This window comes from Catenulispora sp. EB89, from assembly GCF_041261445.1.
GTDB lineage: Bacteria > Actinomycetota > Actinomycetes > Streptomycetales > Catenulisporaceae > Catenulispora.
The window spans coordinates 13,226-32,756 of the sequence record NZ_JBGCCU010000008.1 but is presented as its reverse complement, the minus strand read 5'-3'; the positions used below and the strand labels follow the sequence as shown (position 1 = coordinate 32,756).

Here is a 19,531-nt window from a genome sequence, read left to right as displayed (position 1 = left end):
CGCGCTTCCCGCGCTTCCTGCGCTTCCCGAGCTTCCCGAGCAGCACCGTAGGAAGAACGGGTTTCCAGGCTGTCACGCGGCGGCAACAACCGCGGTTACGGCCCACGCACACGTTCGGAACCGCCGTGTGACCACGCGCGGACGGCCCCATCGGCGGTCAAGGGCGTATGACGCGTGGCGCACAAGGCGCTCAGGTATGGGCGACCTGTAGCGCACGTGCCAGCTCACCGGTCTGCTCGCGCGTCAGCGGAGGCAGCGTAAGAAGTCGTTCGCCATCGCCGCCGACCAGAATCGGTTCGGCCCTGGTGCGGCGCACTTCTTCTATGCCCGACCGGTCGACCCGGCGGTAGCGGCCGGTGAACGTGTAGACGTAGACGTCTTCGCTGTACACGACGATCCGCTGCCGTCGATGACCGATCGTCGTCCAGGCACCGAACACAAACGCCAGAGCAGCCATGCCGATCCACAGGACGGCACGGTGCCCGGAAGCGACGTCCACCGCCGCGGCGACCAACGTCAGCACGCCCACCAGCAGCGGAAACGTCACCACCAGGCCGAGCGGCTGGCGCAGGCTCGGCCGGAGCACCAGCAACGCCGGCGGTCGCCGGGCGGCGGCGTCGCGGTCTTCCACGAACGGGAGGTTCAAGGCCTCGGCCGTCAGCGGCGTCCCGGACCGCCTCCGCGATCTGGCCACCGCGAGGTGCAGAGCGGCGAACATGACGAAGAAGATCGCCTCGATGACACCGGCGGCGATCCACAGCCGCCGGCCCGACGAGTGCAGCTGCCGGCCTTCCCCCACGGCGAGGAAGGCGCTCTTGCCGAAGACCAGCAGCGTCGTGACGGATGACAGCAACAGGGCCGAGAGAACCGGATGCCGCATCGCCCACAGCAAGAACCGGCCGCCACGACGACCTTCTCCGGGCCCGTCCTCAGGGCCCTCCCAGCGCTGTTCCTGCATCTACTGACCATCCCCGTTTGAAAGCCGACATCGTAGGCATTTAACACCACTCCACCACTGCTGAATCCGCCGCGATCCGGACCTTCGCACCATGCGGTGAACCGTGGTCAAAGACACTCCTGCCGAGGTTGTATTCTGCCGCTCTCTGGTGTCGAACGCAGTGTCGACACCTATTTCCGGGGAGGGTCTTTTGTCCAGCAAGTTCAACCGGAAGCCGGTCGCGGTCGCCGCGCTCTTCGCTTCCTCCATCGGTACCGTCCTGGCCGCCGGGGGCGCGGCGCACGCGACCACCTACGGTGGCGCCGGGGCGAACCCGGTGACGATCACCGCCGGCGGCGCGATCCACATCGTCGGCGGGGGGACGGTCGCGCTGCCGGGCGGGGCGCACGACGTCTCGTGGGCCGGGCAGGGCGGCCGGTTCGCCTTCATCGGCGCCGACAACGGGATCTACACCGCCGACTACAACGGCACCAACGGCGTCAAGGTCGCGCAGGGTGTCGCGCCGTCGCACACCGTCTGGGACTCCTCCAACGAGTCCGTGTACTGGACCGAGGGCACCGGGACCGGCGCCAAGGTCGTCGGCGCGCTGGCCAACGGCGGCTCCCTGGGCACCCCGAACCCGACCTACGACGTGGTCCAGGCCTCCGTCGCGCCGGCGGGCCTGGGCCTGAGCAACCCGGACGTGGCCAGCGACCTGGCCGGCTCGGTCGTGCTGCAGACCACCGACGGCAGCGGCAACACCGGTATCGGCGTGGCCTCCTACGGCTCGAACGGCCAGCAGTCGTTCACCACGATCGTGGCCCCGGACGTCGCCACGAAGGGCGGCTGGTCGCCGACCATCTCCGCCGACGGCAAGACCGTGGTCTTCGCCCGGAACGACGCCAACGGCGACGCGCAGCTGTTCGCCACGTCCTGGCAGAACAACGCCTGGTCCGCACCGAAGCAGATCACCTGGATGACCGGCGGCCACGCCACGCCGATCTTCGAGGCCTCCACCCAGACCGACGCCCAGGCCGTCACCGACCTGACCGTCGCGTTCGAGTACACCAACCGCAAGGTCCCGGCCGGCGGCCACGCCGACGGCACCTACCAGGTGAACGTGACGCAGGCGCTGGCCGCCGCGGCGCCCGCGCCGCAGCTGGAGACGAGCGTCTCGACGCTCACCGGCGCCCTGGCCGTGCGCACCGACAACCCGGGCCACGTCTACCGCATCGCCGGCTCCGACCGCGTCGACACCGCGGTCCTGGCCTCGCGGCAGACCTGGCGCAGCGCCGGCGCGGGCCAGAACGACCCGCGCCCGCAGGCCAAGTCGGTCGTGCTGAGCCGCTCCGACGTCTTCGCCGACGCCCTCGGCGGCGCCGCGCTGGCCGCGCACAAGAACGGCCCGCTGCTGCTCACCGAGAGCGCCAAGCTGAACCCCGAGACGCTGACCGAGATCCGGCGGATCCTGCCGACCCCCGGCACGGTCTACATCCTCGGCGGCACCTCGGCGATCTCGCCGGCCGTCCAGACCGCGCTGACCAAGCTCGGCTACACCGTCGACCGGGTCGCCGGCGCGGACCGGTTCGAGACCGCGGTCAAGATCGCGAACACGGTCGACCCCAACGCCACGAACGTGCTGGTGGCCACCGGCACCAACTACCCGGACGCGCTGTCCGCGGGCGCGGCGGCCGGGACGTACAACGGCATGGTCGTGGTCCTGACCAACGGCACCACCCTGCCCGCCTCGACGGACGCCTTCCTGCAGGGCAAGCTGGACAAGGGCCAGCTCTTCGTGGCCGCCGTCGGCGGGGCCGCGGACAAGGCGCTCAAGGATGCCAAGTACTCCGGCTACGAGCCCCTGGTCGGCGCCGACCGCTACCAGACCTCGTACCTGGTCGCCCACGACATCTTCGGCGCCTTCGGCTCCGTCGGCGTGGCGACCGGCGTCAACTGGCCGGACTCGCTGTCCGGCGGCGCCCTGATGGGCGAGCGCGGCGGCCCGCTGCTGCTCGTGGACCCGAAGGCGGGCCTGAGCGCGGCCGACAACGCCCTGCTCGACGCCAACCGCGGCGCCGCGAACTGGGCCTACGTGTTCGGCGGGACCAGCGCCCTGCCGCTGCACGTCGACCAGCAGCTGGCGGCGGACATCGCCACCGCCTCGGGCTCCTCTACGAGCGCGGCCCACGCCGCGGCTCCGCACCTGTCGACGCCGAACGTCGCCAAGGGCTGAGTCGTCAGCTCGGTTGTGAACTGAGCTGTGAGCTGAGTGTGAGATGACAGAGCCCGGCTCGCTCCTTCGGGAGCGGGCCGGGCTCTGTCAGTGTTGCAACTTACAGCGATGAGCTCTTCGCCGAATTCCAAAGGTGCTCACCCGGGCCGTGGTCCGGTTTCAGCAGAGGCGGCCCATCAGGCACTGAACCAGTAACAGTTTGATCAACTGGCACATCGTCATACACACTTCCTGCGTTCATCGAAGCAGTAGTTTTCGGGCGGGGAGTCACACATGCGCGCGCGGCGTGTCACAGGAATGTCCATTTCGGCGCTGGCGATCGCCACGCTCGCCGCACCGGCGGCGCACGCCGCCACCGGCCCGACCGGTCCGACCGGTCCGACCGGTCCGGTGACGCTCCAGGTGGCCCACAACTCGCTGTGCTCGGACTCCGCCGCTCGCACCTACGAGGCCATCTACTGCACGCTCGCCGGCGCCACGGCGGCGGCGCAGCCCGGCGACTCGATCGCCGTGGCGCAGCTCAACGCCACCGACAAGATCGTCGGCTCGGGGCAGCCCGGGAAGCCGATCACGGTCTACGGCACGTGGGACGACACCGCGACCGCCGCCTCGCAGGTGAGTATGGCCGGGCAGCACGACGTCGTGGTGAAGGACCTGCGCCTGACCTCGCTGGCGGTCTCCGGCTCCTCGGCGGTCACGCTGAACCACCTGTGGATCGGTCGCGTGGTCGGCGACCCGGCGCCCAACACCTTCCCGCGGGTCGTGGGCATCCACCTGACCGGGACCACGGGATCGACGGTCACGGCCAGCCGGATCGACGAGTTCGCCTTCGGCAACGAGGGCGACGTCGCGCTGGTCCTGGACGGCGGTTCCGACGGCGACACGGTCAGCGACAACATCATCGCCGAGTCCACCGGCGCGGGCGTGCAGGTCGCCGACTCCGCCGACGCCGTCATCGTCTCCAACACGATCGCCTGGAACGACAGCATCGGCCTGTCCCTCACCGGCGCCTCGGCCGGAGCGGTGATCGAGAACAACCTCGTCGACGGCAACGACCAGGTCCAGTGGGGCGATGCCACCCGGCCCGCCGCCGGGACCCAGCTGAACGTCGACGCCTCGGCGACCGCGCGGGCCCGTGTCGGCCACAACCTGCTCTCCAGCGACGGGCCCGAGGCGCCGGTCGTGTGGGGCGGGGCGGCCCACCACGCCAAGGACTTCGACGCGGCCGGCCTCGGCGGCGGCGACATCGAGGCCGACCCGCTGTTCGACCTGAGCGTCGTGGACGGGGAAAGCAAGGACACCAACTTCAGCCTGCAGTGGAACTCCCCCGCCATCGACGCCGCCGACTCCGGCGCCCCGGGCCAGCCGCAGACCGACGAGCTCGGCCACGCCCGCGTCGACGACCCCGCCGTGCCCGACACCGGAACCGGACCGGTCTCCTTCGCCGACATCGGCGCGCGCGAGTTCGCCGGCACCCCCTCCAGCGTGGCCGTGGCCCCGGCCTTCGGCGTCACCCCGCAGGACTACCTGACCGTGACGCTCACGCAGGGCGGCACGCTGCCCTGGTCTCCGGCGACCTCGGTCAGCTACGACTACGGCGACGGTTCCCCGGCGACGACGCTCAACACCCACACCTATGCCGCGGCGGGCAACTTCACCGGCTCGGCGACGTTCACCGGACCCGGCGGGCAGACGCAGGTGGTGCCGTTCTCGGTGTCGCCGCGCCCGACGACGGTCACCGCGTACGCGGACGCCAGCCTTCCGGACGCCGCGAACCCGGAGAACGTCCAGTTCCACGTCTACAGCGACCACGCCGGTGCCACCTACGCGATCGACTTCGGCGACGGCCAGAAGCAGGCCCTGACCGCGGACGGCGTCATCCACCACCAGTACAGCGGCGCCGGCACGTACCAGATCTCTGTGACCGCCACGTACAACGGCTGGACCGGCACGTCCTCCTACCCGCTCACGATCACCACCCCGCCGCCGCCCCCGCCGGCCCCGGCACCGCTGGTGCACCGGGTCTGGGGTGCGGACCGCTACCAGACCGCGGTCGCCGCCTCCCAGAAGCGCTTCGCGCCGTCCTCGGCGAACGCCGTCGTGCTGGCCCGCGGCGACGACTTCCCCGACGCGCTGGCCGGCGGGCCGCTGGCCGCGCACGTCGGCGGGCCGCTGCTGCTGACCGACCCGGCCGGCCTCACCCCGGTCACCGCGCAGGAGATCGACCGGGTGCTCGGCGGGGACCACTCCAAGCCGGTGTACCTCCTCGGCGGGACCGCCGCGATCAGCCCCGGCGTGGAGCAGGCGGTGCGCGCGATGGGGTACCGGGTCGTCCGCTACGGCGGCGCCGACCGCTTCGCGACCGCTCTGCAGATCGCCCAGAACGGCATCGGCGACCAGGCCACGGTGATCGTCGCCCGCGGCGACGAGTTCCCGGACGCGCTGGCGGCCGGCCCGCTGGCCGCGAACCGGAAGGCCGTGCTGGTCCTGTCCGACGGCCCGAGCCTCGACCCGGCGACCGCCACCTTCGTGCAGCGGCACCAGAGCATCATCGCCGTCGGCGGCCCCGCGCGCACCGCCGTGATGTCCCACGTCGGCCTGGCCGGCAAGGACTTCCAGGCCGCGGCCGGCGCGGACCGCTACGACACCGCGGCCCAGACCGCGTCGCTGTTCACCGGGCCCGCCCGCACCCTGACCGGCGTGGCCACCGGCGAGAACTTCCCCGACGCGCTGGCCGGCGGCGCACTGATGGCCGCGACCGGCCAGCCGCTGCTGCTCACCGACACCGGCTCGCTGCCGCCGGAGGACGTCAACGTCCTGACGGCCGGAGGCAGCGCGGACGTCGACGTGTTCGGCGGGCCCTACGCCGTCTCGGACGCCGTCGTCGGGGAGATCGCGGGGATTCTGCACGGCAAGATCGGCTGACGGCTCGGGGCTGGTCTGGCTCGGGGCTGGTCTGGCTCGCGGGCGGGTCCGGCCCCTTCACGTCGCGGCCGATGATCTCGACGGCAGCGGTCGACGGCAACGTCGGGCCAGCGGATCCGGTCATCGTGAACTGATGCCCGCCGCCCGGTCGAGAAGATAGCGCCGCTCGGGACCGCTGGCGGTGAGCTTGGCCGCGCGGCGGTAGTCCTCGATCGCGCCTTCGTGGTCGCCGGCCAGCTCGCGCAGGTGGGCCCGCACCGCCGGCAGCCGGTGGCCGCGGGCCAGCTTCGGGTCGGCGCGCAGCTGCTCGACGGCGGCCAGGCCCGCGGTCGGGCCGTGCACCATGGCGACGGCCACGGCCCGGTTGAGCCGCGCGATCGGGCTCGGCGCCACCTGCACGAGGACGTCGTACAGGCCGAGGATCTGCGGCCAGTCCGTGGCGTCGACGGTCGAAGCCTCGCCGTGCACGGCCGCGATCGCCGCCTGGAGCTGGAAAGGTCCGGCCTGGCCGCGCGGCAGTGTGCGGCTGAGTAGTTCCGTCCCCTCCTCGATCAGATCGGCCAGCCACCGGCCGCGGTCCTGGTCGGCCAGCGGGATCAACACGCCGCCCGGGCCGGTGCGGGCCGGGCGGCGGGCTTCGGTGAGCAGCATCAGGGCCAGCAGTCCCGCGGACTCGGCGTCCTCGGGCACGGCGCGGCACAGCAGCCGGGTCAGCCTGATCGCCTCCTGCGACAGGTCCGGTGCGGTCAGCTGCTCTCCGGAGGTCGCGGTGTAACCCTCGTTGAATATCAGGTACAGGACGTGCTGCACGGCGCGCAGTCGTTCGGGGCCGTCTTCGGCGGGCAGGTCGAAGGTGATGCCGTCGGCTCTGATCGTCGCCTTGGCACGGCTGATGCGCTGCGCCATCGTCGACTCCGGGACGAGGAACGCCGCGGCGATCTGCGCGGTGCTCAGGCCGCCGACAGCGCGCAGTGTCAGCGCGATCTGGCTGGCGATGGACAGCGCCGGGTGGCAGCACAGGAACAGCAGCTTCAGCGAGTCGTCGCGGTCGCCGCGCTCGTCGTCGTCGAACCCGGCGTCCGCCGAGCGGCTGAGCAGCTCCGACTGCGGCGTGGCGGCGTACAGGGCGTCCTCGCGCCGGCGGCGGGAGGTGTCCGAGCGCAGCGCGTCGATGAGGACCCGCGAGGCGACGGTGACCAGCCAGCCGCGCGGCCGCTCCGGCACGCCCTCGGCGGTCCACACGCGGACCGCCTTGACCAGCGCCTCCTGGGTGGCGTCCTCGCAGGCGTCGAAGTGCCCGTAGGCGCGGGTCAGGGCGGCCAGGACGTGGGGCGCCTCGTCGCGCAGCAGGTCGGCGACCGGACGGGGTGACTTGGTCACGGCAGCCTCCTGCTCGGTGCGTCAGTGCGTCAGTGGTCGCGGACCCGCGCCGAGTCGTCGCAGTCCTCAGGCGTCCTGAGTGCTGTCGTGCACGATCGGCCACACCTCGGTCGGGTTCAGATCGGCCCAGGGCATGTCCGCCGCGAGCTCGTAAGCCCGCTCCTCGCTCTCGACGTCGACCAGGTAGAAAGTCGCCATGTGCTCCTTCGTCTCCAGGTAGGGGCCCTCGACGATCACCGGTGCGCCGTCGCGGCGCGAGACCTGCCGGGCCGCCTCAGCGTCGGGCAGCGCGTAGCCGCCGAGCAGTTCGCCGGTCGCCATGTACTTCTTGTTCCAGGCGTCCTGCTTGGCGATCTCCTTCGGCCAGTCCTCGGCCGGGATGGTGTCCCACTTCTCCTGGTTGCCGTAGATCATCAGCAGGTACTTCATGACGTGCCCCTTTCGTCGGTGGCAGTCCGCACGGTGACGTGCCTTCACCGGGACGACGGAGCCGGCCGGCCGTTCTCGACATCGCTGCGGCCACTGTGCGATCAGTGTCGGGGCGATGTCGAGAACCCGCACACCGGCCTCGTTGTACAGGTGACACCACCCACGCCTCGGAGGACCATCATGGCCGGTCAGAGCAGCACCACCAACACCACGAGCACCAGCACGGGCACGAGTACCAGCACGAGCGCCGCCACGAGCAACACCACAGGCCTCAGCACGACCACCGGCAGCAGCACCGCCTCCGCGCAGCGCGTACCGCCGCCGACCGCGGTGACGGCTTTCCTGGCCGGCCGACCGGTATGGCAGGTGAGCTACCTGTCGGGCCTGGCCGCCGGTGTCGTCACCGAGATCTGGGGACTGGCCGCCCGCGCCGCCGGCGTCCCGATGAAGGCCGCCGGGCTCGGCTCCCCCCACGCCACGGCGATCACGGTGGGCATGTTCGCGCTGGGAACGATGGTGGTGGTCTTCTGGTTCACCTTCGTCACCGCCGCCGTCGCCCGCTTCTCGCGGCGACCGGCGCGGCTCTACGTGCGGCTCACGGTGCCGCTGACCTTCCTGTCGCTCCTGATCCCGGGCACCGCCGCGGACACCGCCGTCTCGACGAAGCTGGTCCTGGCGGTCGCGCACCTGCTGGCGGCGGCCGTCATCATCCCGTCCGTCGCCTATCGGCTGGCGCAGGTCACCGCCGATCCAGCTGCTTGAACGGCTGCGTCAGCCGGAGCACCCGGAGCCGTGAGCCCCAAGCACGCGTCTCGGCTGCGGTGAGGTGCTTCTGCAGGACGATGCGGGCCTGCGACTCCTCCGCGATGTCGTGCGTGACGCCGTCCTCGCCGAGCCGCAGCCACGCCTCGCGGCGTGCGCTCCACGTCGGCAGGAACCGCTGCCAGTGCTCGCCGCCGTCGATCGACGACTCCCAGACCAGCCCCCGGCACAGCCGTCCGGTGACCCGGTTGCCGAGGTAGAACTCCATCCAGTCCTCGTATGTCAGGGTCCGCTGGTCCTTCATCAGCTGCTTGAGGCGGAAGCGCTCGGCGTAGACGACGGTCTGGAGGTTCCCCGCGAGCTCGACCGCCTCGCGGGCCCGGTCGGCGCGCAGGCTCGACGGCTTGTTGGGCAGCCGCTGCCCGGTCGGGCCGCGGTAGAACCAGGTGACGGCTCCGTCGACCGCCAGCTGGATCGTCGCCGTGTAGCCGTGGTCGAGCTCGATGACGCGCTGGCCGTCGCGGTCGAGCTGGAAGTCCTCGGCCTGCCACTCGGGGACGTCGGCGCGCGAAAGGTTCTCCGCCCCCAGGGTCTGATCGAGTTCCTGGGACGCGGCCCGGCGAACGGCACTGAGCCTGGCCTGCGCCTTGAGCTGCCGCAGCGCCGGCAGCGCGCGCTCACCGCCGATCCCGCCCAGCGCCTCGACCGCGGCGAGCGCCACGGAGCGGTAGTCGCGGCCGCGCCCCGGCTCCCCGTACAGGTCGGTGACGCGGACGAGCAGCGCGACGGCGTCACCGGGCTCGGTCAGGCCGACCGCCCACACCACGGCGCGCGCGAACGAGACGCGATGGTCGGCTCCCGGGTCGTCGAACGGCGTCTCGCACAGCGCGATCGTCCGCAGCGCGGCGACGCCGGCGGCGTTGTCGGCGAGGAGCGCCGCCATCTGCTCGCGCCAGGAACCCGGCGGCATCGGACCGCGCAGAGTGTCGCAGAGGTCGAGGACCTGCCTGACGGCGAGGTCGTCGGCCGCGGCGCCGAGGACGCGCCGCAGCGCCTCGTCCCGATCCCAGCTGACGATCGTCAGCGACGGGACGGCGTCCTGAACACGTGGCTGCGGCAGGCTTTCGCGCGACGATGCGCTGCTCTGCGTCGACGTCTGCGTCCGTGAACCGGCCCGGGAATCAGCCCCGGTACCCTTCCGCCCGAACAACTTCCCGAGAAGACCGCCCTGACCCATCCCGCCCCCTGATCCCGCGTCCACCCCGCAGAGATGTCCAGCTTACCGAGGTGGTCGGACACGGGAACCGCTCCCGGGCGGCCAGGGCCGGTCCGACCCGTTCGTAGCCGCGACCCGCGAGACGGCGCGCCGGATCGCGCACACGTTGGACCGGTCGCAGTCCGGCGCTTACGCTGACCACTGACCGGTCATCGGCGCGCGCAGCGCGGCTCGATCCGCCTACGTTCGCTCGCGTGAGTACTGCCGACCGCAGGGAGCAAAGCGAGTGAACGACCTTCCCAAGCGCGCTGACGTGGTCTTCGTCGGCGCCGGCCACAACGCGTTGGTGGCCGCCGCGTATCTGCTCGAAGCCGGGCGCAGCGTAGTGCTGCTCGACCAGATGGCCCAGCCCGGCGGCTGGGTCCGGACCGCCGAACTCGGCGCGCCGGGCTTCCACCACGATCTCTACTCGGCGCTGCATCCGGCCTTCGTCGGCGGCCCGGCCTGGGTCGAGCTCGGCGCGGACTTGAAGCGGCACGGGCTCGACTACGTCACCGCGCCACTGGCCACCGGCGCGTCGCTGCACGACGGCCGCACCGCGGTACTACCAGTCGATCAGCAGGAAGTGGCGAAGGAGCTGGACCGCCTCGGCGAGAGCGCGGGTTGGTCGTCCCTGTTCGCCGGGGCCGGGCCGTACTTCCCGGGGCTCATGGAACTGCTCGGCGACGGTCTGGACACGCCGGCGGCCCAGGCCACGTTGGCCGGCCTGGTGACGAGCGGACGAGACAGCGCACTGCCGTTCACGCAGCTGCTCAGCGGCAGCACGCAGGACCTCGTGCGCCGGTTCTTCGTCACGGAGGAGTTCCGCCTGCTGGCCGCGCCGTGGCCGCTGCACCTGGGCATCGGCCCGGAGGACCCGGCCGGGGCGCTGTGGACGGTGTTCGCCCTGGGGATGATGGCCGGCGGCAATCCGGCGCCGGTCGGCGGCAGCGGCCGGCTCGCCGACGCGCTCACCGGGCTGGTGGTCGAGCGGGGCGGTGAAGTGTTCTGCGATGTGGACGTCGAGGAGATCCTGGTCGACGGCGGCCGCGCCACGGCGGTCCGTACCGGGTCCGGAGCGGTCGTGACGGCCGGGCAGGCGGTCATCGCGTCCGTCACGCCCGACAATCTGTATGGAAGGTTGCTGCGCAATGCGGCGGGGGTGCCCGCCGGGGTCAGGGAGCAGGCGGCGGGATACCGGTTCAGGCGCGGTTGTTTCCAGCTGAACCTCGCACTTTCTGCCAGGCCGCACTTCACCGATCCCCGCCTGGACGCCGGCGGCGCGATCAATCTGGGACGCGGCCTGGACGAACTGGTCGTGTCGGTACGGCAGGCGGAGGCCGGGCTGTTGCCCGAGCATCCGTCGCTCTCCTGGCACGAGCCGACGGCCGTCGACGCGAGCCGGGCGCCCGAGGGCAAGGCCGTCGTGCGGATCCAGGTGCTGGACGCGCCGCTGTCGCCGATCGGGGACGCCGCCGGATCGGCGCGGGGCGTCGAGGGCTGGTCCGCATCGACCGCCGAGGCTTTCGCCGACCGCGTACTCGCCGAGGCCGAGGCGCATCTGCCGGGCTTGACCGGGACGGTGCTCGAACGACACATCACCACCCCCGCCGACCTGGCCAAGGCCAGCCCGAACGCGGGTCCCGGGGATCACGGCGCCGGGGAGAACTCGCTGGCGCAGGGGCTCGTCCAGCGGCCGATTCCGGCCCACGGCGGCGGCTATCGCACCGCGGTGCCGGGGCTGTGGATGATCGGCGCCGCGACCTGGCCTGGGCCTGCGGTGAGCGGTGGGTCCGGCCGTGCGGTCGCGCGCGCCATCGTCGGAGGCGACGGCGGCGGCTCGCCGGCCTGATCGGTCCGCGGCCGGGCCGTCACCTGCCCGGACCCGGCTGCCCGATGCGTTGCGCTAAGGGTCGCTCCGCCACGCTAAGGTCGCTGCTTCCGGATTCGTCATGATCAGCACCCGCCGATGGCGATTCCAAGCCATATTCCTTGATTCACCCTGTATCAGGGGTGACACAAGCCGTCACGAAGGGTAGGTCTCAGTTTTGACAACCAATGCCCGACGGGGCGGGAGATGGTGAACATGACGAAGAAACGAGTGATCGGCCTGGCAGCGGTGCTCTTTGCGCTGCTCAGCTTCCTGCCGGCGGCGCCTGCGGGGGCACAGGCCGCGCCGGCCACGACGGCGGCCGTGGTGGCCGCGAAGGCGGTGGCACCGGCAGCGGTGACGTCGGCCGCGGTGACACCGGCCGTCAGCAATCCCTGCGGCGGTTCGCCGTACGCGTGCGCCGACGGCAACTTCTACGCGTGGAACGGCCACAACGGGAGCCGCTGCCAGTGGGCCGGCAACGCTCCCGATCTCGGCAACTGCCGGAACACGGACTACCTGGTCGCCAACTACGGCTACCCCTGCGCCGGCTGTGACTGGATCCACCTCTACTACAGCCCGAACTACTCCGGCGCCTACTTCTGCATTCCGCCCGGCTACACCTACGGGCAGCCGACCTCCCCCAACCTGACGTTCAACAAGGGGGCCGGACGACCCGGATACGGACAGTCGATCTGGTACAACGCCGCCTCCGCTTCGTGGGGCGCAGCCTGCTGAAAGCAGCCTGCTGACACTGTCGCAGGAGCCTCAACAGGCGACCTGGGCGTCGGTCCTGCTGCCAAGCGGGGCCGACGCCTTTCGTCGGGTCGCCTCGGCCACGTCGTCGGAGTCCCGGGTGGCGCCTTCAGTCACCAGCGGGGCGATGCCGCAGCCGCGGGTGTAACCGCTGGCCACCATGCCCTCACGGCCGAGGTCCGGTCGAGCTGGACTACCGCCAGATAGCCCGACGCGGCGAGGAGATCGCGCGTCGCGTCAGCATGCAGAACGGCATGCCGATCAGCGTCTCGTCGGTCGGTGAGGCCGGGCTGCCGCCGGGCACGCTCTCGATCCTGTCGGCGGACCTGGCCTGTCAGCCGACGGTCGAACCCGCCTGAAGCGTCAGGTCATCCGGCCCGGCTCACACGATCGGGACGCCGACGTAGTTCTGCGCCAGCTCCGCGGATGCGTGCGGCGACGCGGCGATGCGGGCGAGCTGCGACAGCTGTAGCCGGGTGTCGAAGGCGGGCTGGGCCGGGTCCGCGTGCAGGGTCGTGGTCATGAAGTGCGAGAAGTGCTCGGCGCGCCAGATGCGCTCCAGGCAGGTGTCGGAGTAGGTGTCGAGCAGGTCCGTCGAACCGGTTCGGTGCAGGCGGGTGAGGGCGCGGGCCAGGACGATGACGTCGGCGGCGGCGAGGTTCAGGCCTTTGGCGCCGGTCGGGGGGACGATGTGGGCCGCGTCGCCGGCCAGCAGGAGGCGGTGGTGGCGCATCGGTTCGGTGACGTGGCTGCGCATCGGCAGTACCGATTTGGCGGTGATCGGGCCGCGGGTCAGGTGCCAGGCGGGGTGGTCGCGGAGCGCGAACCGCCGGTCGAGTTCGTCCCAGATCCGGTCGTCGGGCCAGTCGGCCGGGTCGGTGTTGGTGGGGACCTGGAGATACAGGCGGCTGACGGTCGCGGAGCGCATCGACGCGAGTGCGAAGCCGCGGTCGGAGTGCGCGTAGATCAGCTCGTCGTAGACCGGCGGCGCGTCGGCGAGGATCCCGAGCCAGGAGTACGGGTACTCGCGCTCGTAGGTACGCCGCAGGCTCTCCGGGATGGCGTTCTTGACGACGCCGTGGAAGCCGTCGCAGCCGACGATCCAGTCGCAGGTGAGGATCTGCTCGCGGCCCTGGTGACGGTAGCGGACGCTGGCCGGCGCGCCGTCGGGCTGGTCAGCGAGCTGCTGGTCAGCGAGCTGTTGGCCGGCGCGCTGGTCGACGGCCAGGACCTCGGCCTCGAACAACAACGGCCCGCCCTCAGCGAGGTGCAGTGCTATCAGGTCTTTGACCATCTCGGTCTGCGCGTAGACCATGACGGTGCGGCCGTCGGCCAGGCCGGGGAAGTCGATGCGGTGGGACCGGCCGTCGAAGCGGAGTTCGATGCCGTGGTGCACGATGCCTTCGCGGTCCATGCGCGCCCCGGCCCCGGCGGAGCGCAGGGCGTCCACCGTGACCTGTTCGAGGATCCCGGCACGCTGCCGCTGCTCGACGTAGTCGCGGTCGCGCGCCTCCAGCACCACGGAGTCGATGCCCGCGTTATGCAGGAGCCGCGCCAGGAGCAGGCCGGCGGGACCGGCGCCGACGATACCGACAGTGGTGTGCATCAGTGGCCGTCCTGGGGATCGTCGGGGTAAAGCACCTTGTTCGCCACGGCGAAGGCCGCGTTGGCCGCCGGGACGCCGCAGTAGACGGCGCTCTGCAGTAACACCTCTCCGATCTCCTCGGCGGTGAGACCGTTGCGGACGGCGGCGCGAACGTGCATCGCCAGCTCGGCATGATGGCCGCCGGCAACCAGGGCGGTCAGCGTGATGCAGCTGCGGGTGCGACGGTCCAGGCCGGGCCGGGTCCAGATCTCGCCCCAGGCGTAGCGGGTGATGAAGTCCTGGAAGTCGGCGGTGAGCGCGGTGGTCGCGGCGGCGGCCCGATCGACGTGGGCGTCGCCGAGGACGGCACGGCGGACGGCCGTACCCGCGACACGCCGCGCAGCGTCTGTGGACTGCGGTCGGCCGAGATGGCCGAGCAGGGCGTTGAGCACGGCTCCCGACTGCTCGACCGGCGCGAGGTGCCCGGCACCGGGGATCTCGACCAGGCCCGCGCCGCCGATACCGTCGACAAGCTCCCTCGCGTGCGACGGCGGGGTCGCAGTGTCCTGTCGTCCTGCGATGACGAGTGTCGGCGCGCCGATACGGCCCAACTCCGCACGAAGGTCGTACCCGGCGAGCGCATCGCAGCATGCTGCGTAACCCTCCGGATCGGCAGCACGCTGGTCGCCGACCAGCGTCGCGATCGTCTCGGTGTCGGCAAAGGCCGGGGTGAACCAGCGACCCGCCGCCGAAGCGGCCAGCGCCCCGGTCCCGGCAGCACGCACCTGCGCAGCCCGGTCCCGCCACGCCTGCGGATCGCCGAAACGCGCGGACGAGCAGACCAGCGCGAGCGAGGCGATCCGCTCGGGATGCCGGACGGCGAGCTCGGCGCCGACCGCCCCGCCGATCGAGATGCCCGCGTAGTCGAAGCGCGCCAGCCCCAGCTCGTCGGCCCCGGCCAGGACCAGGTCGGCCAGGTCGGCGACGGTGGCCCCGGCGCCCACCAGATCACCCGCGGAGCCGCCGTGCCCGGGAAGATCCCAGCGGACCACGCGGTGATGTCGAGCCAGGACACTGACTTGCGCATCCCACACGGCCAGGGATGTGCCGAGCGACGGCCCCAGCAGCAGCGGCGGCGCATCCGCCGGACCGTCAACGACGAAGTGAAGCAGAGGGCTCATTGGCCGCTCCCATCCGAGAACACCGGCATGGTTCGTTCCAAAGCGCGTTCGACCAACGCCGACGCCGCTCCGAGGCAGTCGACCGGATCAGCGAGCCGGCGCAGCTGATCCCGGCTGATCAGGCCCTGGAGTTCGGGTGCTTCCGCCAGGATCTCCGCAAGGCTCCGGCCGGCGCGGACGGCCTCATGCGCGGCAGCGGTAAGCATCGTCTTGGCAGGTTCGCGCCCGATGAGAGCGCCCAACTCCGCAGCGAGTCGTTCGCTGACCACGAGCCCTCGCGTCAGATTCAGGTTCTGAAGCATCCGGTCGGGAAACACACGCAGGTTCTCGACCAGCGCGACAGCCGTCTCGGCCGCGCCGCCGGTGAGCCGAAGCAGCTCCCGCAGCGGCTGCCATTCGGCGTGCCAGGCGCCGGCGGGACGCTCGTCCTCGGCGGCGAGCCCGCCGAACAGCACGACAGCCAGCCCCGGCGCTTGACGCGCGGCGGCGGCGATCATCGTGGCGCGAACCGGATTCGCCTTGTGCGGCATGGCCGAGGAGCCGCCCGCGTCGCCCTCGGCGACCTCGCCGATCTCGGTGCGGGTAAGCACCAGCACGTCGGCCGCGATCTTCCCCAACGCGCCGACGGTGACCGCGAGCCCGGCAGCGAGATCGGCGATCGGCGTGCGGAGCGTGTGCCACGGCAGTAGCGGCGCAGCCAAACCCAGTTCCTCGGCGAACGCCTCGACGAGATCCAGACCGGAGGAGGAGCCGGGAACGCCAGCCGGGGCCGGGGCCGGAGCCGAAACCTCGAACGCCGCCAGCGTCCCTGCGGCCCCGCCAAGCTGGGCCGGCAGGCGCAGCACGACCAGCCGGTCCGCAGCGTCCAGCAGCAGGCTGCGCCACCCGGCGACCTTGAGCCCGAACGTGGTGGGCACCGCGTGCTGGGTCAGCGTCCGACCGGCCATCGGCGTGCCCTGATACGTGGCGGCCGACCGTCCCGAAGCCTCGACCGTGCGCCGGAGGTCGTCGAGCACCAACGCCACGCTTCGGGTGGCGACCAGCATGAACGCGCTGTCCATGATGTCCTGGCTGGTAGCACCCTGATGGACAAACGGCGCCGCCTCGACCGGCACAGCCGCCTTGAGATCGGCGACCAACGGAATCACCGGATTGCCGCCGCCACGCGCCCGCAAGGCGATCCCGCGCACGTCGAACCGCTCGGCGCGCGCCGCCGCCGTGACCGCCGCCGCAGCGCTCACCGGAGCCCGGCCGATCCTGGCCTGCGCGCAGACGAGTGCGGCCTCGGCGTCGAGCATCGCTTGCAAGAACGCGGCATCGCCAGTCGCCGCTTCGACGCGGGTGCCGACTCGGGCAGGTGCGAGCAGGCCGACGTCGGCGGCGAGCCACGCCGCATCAGGGTTCTGATCAGCCGAAGTCAAGGAAGACCGTCTCCTTCTCCCCCTGCAGATGGACGTCGAACCGGTAGACCCGTTCCGACTCCGGCTCGGCGATCAGTGTGCTGCGTCGCTCCGGACCCACCGCGGCGAGCAGGCGATCGCCGGTCAGATCGGAACCGGGCAGATAGATGCGGGTGAACAGGTGGTGCAGCAGTCCACGAGCGAAGACGCACACCGACAGATACGGCACGCCACCCGGTGGCAGCGTGCGAAAGACGTAGCGACCGGCGGCGTCGGTGCCAACACGCCCGAACCCGGTGAAGGTGGCGCCGTCACGTCCGGCGAACCCGCCGGTCGTGGAATCGCGGCGCAGCGATCCAGGCGCGCCGGAACGCGTGCCGTCCGGCGCCGGTTGCCAGATCTCCAGCAGCGCGTCGGGCACCGGATCCCCGGCACCGTCGAAGACCTGGCCGTGCACGGTGAACGCATCCGGATGCCCGGCCGGGGCGATCCCGCCACCGTCGGGAAACGGCAGCGCGTATCCGTAGAACGGCCCGACGGTCTGCGACGGGGTCGGCGCGAACTCCTCGCCGGACATCAGCGTCCTTCCTCGATCCAGGTGGCCGCCGGACCGTCGAGGACGATGTCCCAGCGGTAGCCGAGCGACCACTCCGGCACCGACAGGTCGTGCTCGTAGGCGGCGACGAGGCGGTCGCGGGCGGCGTCGTCGGTGACGGACTGCAGGATGGGGTCGTAGGCGAAGAGCGGGTCGCCGGGAAAGTACATCTGCGTGACCAGGCGCTGCGTGAAGGCGGTGCCGAACAGCGAGAAATGGATGTGCGCGGGCCGCCAGGCGTTGGTGTGGTTGCGCCAGGGGTAGGCGCCGGGCTTGATCGTGGTGAAGCGGTAGCCGCCCTCGTCGTCGGTGAGGCAGCGGCCCACGCCGGTGAAGTTCGGATCGAGCGGCGCCGGATGCTGGTCGCGTTGGTGCGCGTAGCGGCCGGAGGCGTTGGCCTGCCAGATCTCGACCAGCTGCCCGCGCACCGGCCGGCCGTCCCGGTCCAGGACCCGGCCGGCCACGGTGATGCGCTCACCCTGCGGCTCGGTCAGATGCTGCCGAGTCAGATCGGACTCCAGCGCGGTGACATCGGCCACGCCGAAGACCGGTCCGGACAACTCGGCCGCCTCCGGATCGCCGACGGACACCAGGGGCTGCCGAGGGTGGCGAAGCAGGCTGCTGCGATAGGGGGCGTAGTCGCGCGCCGGGTGCTGCCGCGTCCGGTCGGCTTCGGCATACGCCCGGGATTGTTCGGCGATCTCTTGGGATATGTCCTGCTGCGTCGGTGTCATCAGGGCTTTACCTTTCCAGCCGGAGGGGAGCGGCCGTGCGGCGTGCGATCTCCTCGGCGGTGACCCCGGGCGCGGTCTCCACCAGGACCAGGCCCTCGGCGGTGACGTCCAGAACGCCCAGGTCGGTGATGACGCGGTCCACGCAGCCGCGCCCGGTGAGCGGGAGCGTGCACTCCGGCACGATCTTCGGCGAGCCGTCCTTCGCCGTGTGCTCCATCAGCACGATGACCCGGCGCGCGCCGTGGACCAGGTCCATCGCGCCGCCCATGCCCTTGACCATCTTGCCGGGGATCATCCAGTTGGCCAGGTCGCCGCCCGCGGACACCTGCATCGCGCCGAGGATCGCGGTGTCGATGTGGCCGCCCCGGATCATCCCGAAGGACAGCGCCGAGTCGAAGAACGCGGCGCCCGGCCGGACGGTGACGGTCTCCTTGCCGGCGTTGATCAGGTCCGGGTCGACTTCCTCAGGGCTCGGATACGGGCCGACGCCGAGCAGGCCGTTCTCCGAGTGCAGGACCACGTCGACGTCGTCGGCGAGGAACCCGGGCACCAGTGTCGGCAGTCCGATGCCGAGGTTCACGTAGGAGCCGTCGGTCAGCTCCGCGGCGGCGCGCGCCGCCATCTCGTTCCTGGTCCAGCTCATGACGTCCGCACCATCCGCTTCTCGATGGGCTTGTCGGCGGCCTGCTCCGGGGTGAGCACCACGACGCGCTGCACGAACACGCCGGGCAGGTGGACCGCGTCCGGATCGAGCACCCCGGGTTCGACGAGTTCTTCGACCTCTGCGACGGTGACCCGGCCGGCCATCGCGGCCAGCGGGTTGAAGTTCCGCGCGGCCTTGGTGAAGACCAGGTTGCCGTGCCGGTCGCCGCGTGCCGCCCGGACCAGGGCGAAGTCGGTGCTGATGCCGCGCTCCAGCACGTGGTCGCGGCCGTCGAAGGCGCGGACTTCCTTCGGCGGGGAGGCGACGGCCACGCCGCCGTCGGCCGCGTGGCGCCAGGGCAGCCCGCCCTCGGCGACCGGGGTGCCGACCCCGGCCGGGGTGAAGAAGGCCGGGATGCCGCAGCCGCCGGCCCGCAGCCGCTCGGCCAGCGTGCCCTGCGGCACCAGTTCGACTTCAAGTTCCCCGGCCAGGTACTGGCGGGCGAACTCCTTGTTCTCTCCCACGTACGAGCCGGTGACCCGGGCGATCCGGCCGGCGGCGAGCAGCAGGCCCAGGCCGCCGCCGTCCACGCCGCAGTTGTTGGACACCACGCTCAACCGGTCGGCGCCCTGCTGGAACAGCGCACGGATCAGCGTCTCGGGGACGCCGCTGAGCCCGAAGCCGCCGACGGCGAGGGACGCCCCGTCGCCGATGTCGGCCACGGCTTCGTCGGCCGACCGCACCACCTTGTCCATCGGCTCCCTTTCACCCCCGGCGTCGGCTCCGCGCCCGCCGTGTTTGGCGTTTTCCGCTGTGCGTTCCATCTGATGCGTGTTCGCCCAGTGA

16 protein-coding genes are annotated in these 19,531 nt (G+C 71.6%); 5 read left to right on the top strand and 11 right to left on the bottom strand.

Annotation, left to right across the window (positions count from 1 at the left end):
* Positions 1-190: 190 nt before the first annotated feature.
* The gene (locus ABH920_RS18820; RefSeq protein ID WP_370350328.1) at positions 191-958 is read right to left on the bottom strand and encodes a hypothetical protein; all 768 of its coding nucleotides are present in this window, start codon (positions 956-958) and stop codon (positions 191-193) included.
* A gap of 190 nt (positions 959-1,148) precedes the next feature.
* Here ABH920_RS18820 and ABH920_RS18815 point away from each other — a divergent pair, with 190 nt between their 5' ends.
* Positions 1,149-3,170: a cell wall-binding repeat-containing protein gene (locus ABH920_RS18815; RefSeq protein WP_370350327.1), complete on the top strand. Its 2,022-nt coding sequence runs from the start codon at positions 1,149-1,151 to the stop codon at positions 3,168-3,170.
* A gap of 297 nt (positions 3,171-3,467) precedes the next feature.
* Positions 3,468-6,095 (top strand): cell wall-binding repeat-containing protein, encoded by a 2,628-nt coding sequence (locus ABH920_RS18810; protein ID WP_370350326.1) that lies wholly within the window; start codon positions 3,468-3,470, stop codon positions 6,093-6,095.
* Positions 6,096-6,215: 120 nt separating this feature from the next.
* Here the strand turns inward: ABH920_RS18810 and ABH920_RS18805 are convergent, their stop codons facing one another.
* Both ABH920_RS18805 and ABH920_RS18800 read right to left on the bottom strand, forming a co-directional pair.
* Positions 6,216-7,475 carry an RNA polymerase sigma factor gene (locus ABH920_RS18805; protein WP_370350325.1) on the bottom strand — a complete coding sequence of 420 codons (1,260 nt, stop codon included), beginning with the start codon at positions 7,473-7,475 and terminating at the stop codon, positions 6,216-6,218.
* A 66-nt stretch (positions 7,476-7,541) separates the two neighbouring features.
* Positions 7,542-7,904, bottom strand: a complete 363-nt coding sequence (locus ABH920_RS18800) for a YciI family protein (protein WP_370350324.1) — start codon at positions 7,902-7,904, stop codon at positions 7,542-7,544.
* A 180-nt stretch (positions 7,905-8,084) separates the two neighbouring features.
* Between ABH920_RS18800 and ABH920_RS18795 the strand changes: the two genes are divergently transcribed.
* Positions 8,085-8,666: a DUF6069 family protein gene (locus tag ABH920_RS18795; RefSeq protein WP_370350323.1), complete on the top strand. Its 582-nt coding sequence runs from the start codon at positions 8,085-8,087 to the stop codon at positions 8,664-8,666.
* Here the strand turns inward: ABH920_RS18795 and ABH920_RS18790 are convergent.
* Positions 8,644-9,876 carry a DUF4132 domain-containing protein gene (locus tag ABH920_RS18790; RefSeq protein ID WP_370350322.1) on the bottom strand — a complete coding sequence of 411 codons (1,233 nt, stop codon included), beginning with the start codon at positions 9,874-9,876 and terminating at the stop codon, positions 8,644-8,646. The genes ABH920_RS18795 and ABH920_RS18790 overlap by 23 nt on opposite strands.
* A 292-nt stretch (positions 9,877-10,168) precedes the next feature.
* Between ABH920_RS18790 and ABH920_RS18785 the strand changes: the two genes are divergently transcribed.
* Entirely contained in the window at positions 10,169-11,773 is a 1,605-nt protein-coding gene (locus tag ABH920_RS18785) for a phytoene desaturase family protein (protein ID WP_370350321.1), read from the top strand.
* Positions 11,774-12,007: 234 nt separating this feature from the next.
* Positions 12,008-12,529 (top strand): hypothetical protein, encoded by a 522-nt coding sequence (locus tag ABH920_RS18780; RefSeq protein WP_370350320.1) that lies wholly within the window; start codon positions 12,008-12,010, stop codon positions 12,527-12,529.
* Positions 12,530-12,929: 400 nt separating this feature from the next.
* On the opposite strand, the gene ABH920_RS18775 is transcribed toward ABH920_RS18780, so the two are convergent.
* From ABH920_RS18775 to ABH920_RS18745, 7 genes are read right to left on the bottom strand one after another with little or no spacing between them, the layout of a single operon-like run.
* Positions 12,930-14,153 (bottom strand): 4-hydroxybenzoate 3-monooxygenase, encoded by a 1,224-nt coding sequence (locus ABH920_RS18775; protein ID WP_370350319.1) that lies wholly within the window; start codon positions 14,151-14,153, stop codon positions 12,930-12,932.
* Positions 14,153-15,313: a 3-oxoadipate enol-lactonase gene (gene pcaD / locus ABH920_RS18770; protein WP_370350318.1), complete on the bottom strand. Its 1,161-nt coding sequence runs from the start codon at positions 15,311-15,313 to the stop codon at positions 14,153-14,155. Before pcaD ends, ABH920_RS18775 begins: the two co-directional genes overlap by 1 nt.
* On the bottom strand, positions 15,310-16,734 hold the full coding sequence (gene pcaB / locus ABH920_RS18765; RefSeq protein ID WP_370350317.1) for a 3-carboxy-cis,cis-muconate cycloisomerase: 1,425 nt from the start codon (positions 16,732-16,734) through the stop codon (positions 15,310-15,312). The genes pcaD and pcaB overlap by 4 nt, the downstream gene beginning before the upstream one ends.
* Positions 16,721-17,290: a protocatechuate 3,4-dioxygenase subunit alpha gene (gene pcaG, locus ABH920_RS18760; protein ID WP_370350316.1), complete on the bottom strand. Its 570-nt coding sequence runs from the start codon at positions 17,288-17,290 to the stop codon at positions 16,721-16,723. The genes pcaB and pcaG overlap by 14 nt, the downstream gene beginning before the upstream one ends.
* Complete coding sequence (pcaH, locus tag ABH920_RS18755) at positions 17,290-18,042, bottom strand: protocatechuate 3,4-dioxygenase subunit beta (RefSeq protein WP_370350315.1); 753 nt, start codon at positions 18,040-18,042, stop codon at positions 17,290-17,292. Before pcaH ends, pcaG begins: the two co-directional genes overlap by 1 nt.
* Positions 18,043-18,049: 7 nt before the next feature.
* Positions 18,050-18,685: a CoA transferase subunit B gene (locus ABH920_RS18750; protein ID WP_370350314.1), complete on the bottom strand. Its 636-nt coding sequence runs from the start codon at positions 18,683-18,685 to the stop codon at positions 18,050-18,052.
* Entirely contained in the window at positions 18,682-19,440 is a 759-nt protein-coding gene (locus tag ABH920_RS18745) for a CoA transferase subunit A (protein ID WP_370350313.1), read from the bottom strand. The genes ABH920_RS18750 and ABH920_RS18745 overlap by 4 nt, the downstream gene beginning before the upstream one ends.
* Positions 19,441-19,531 lie beyond the last annotated feature (91 nt).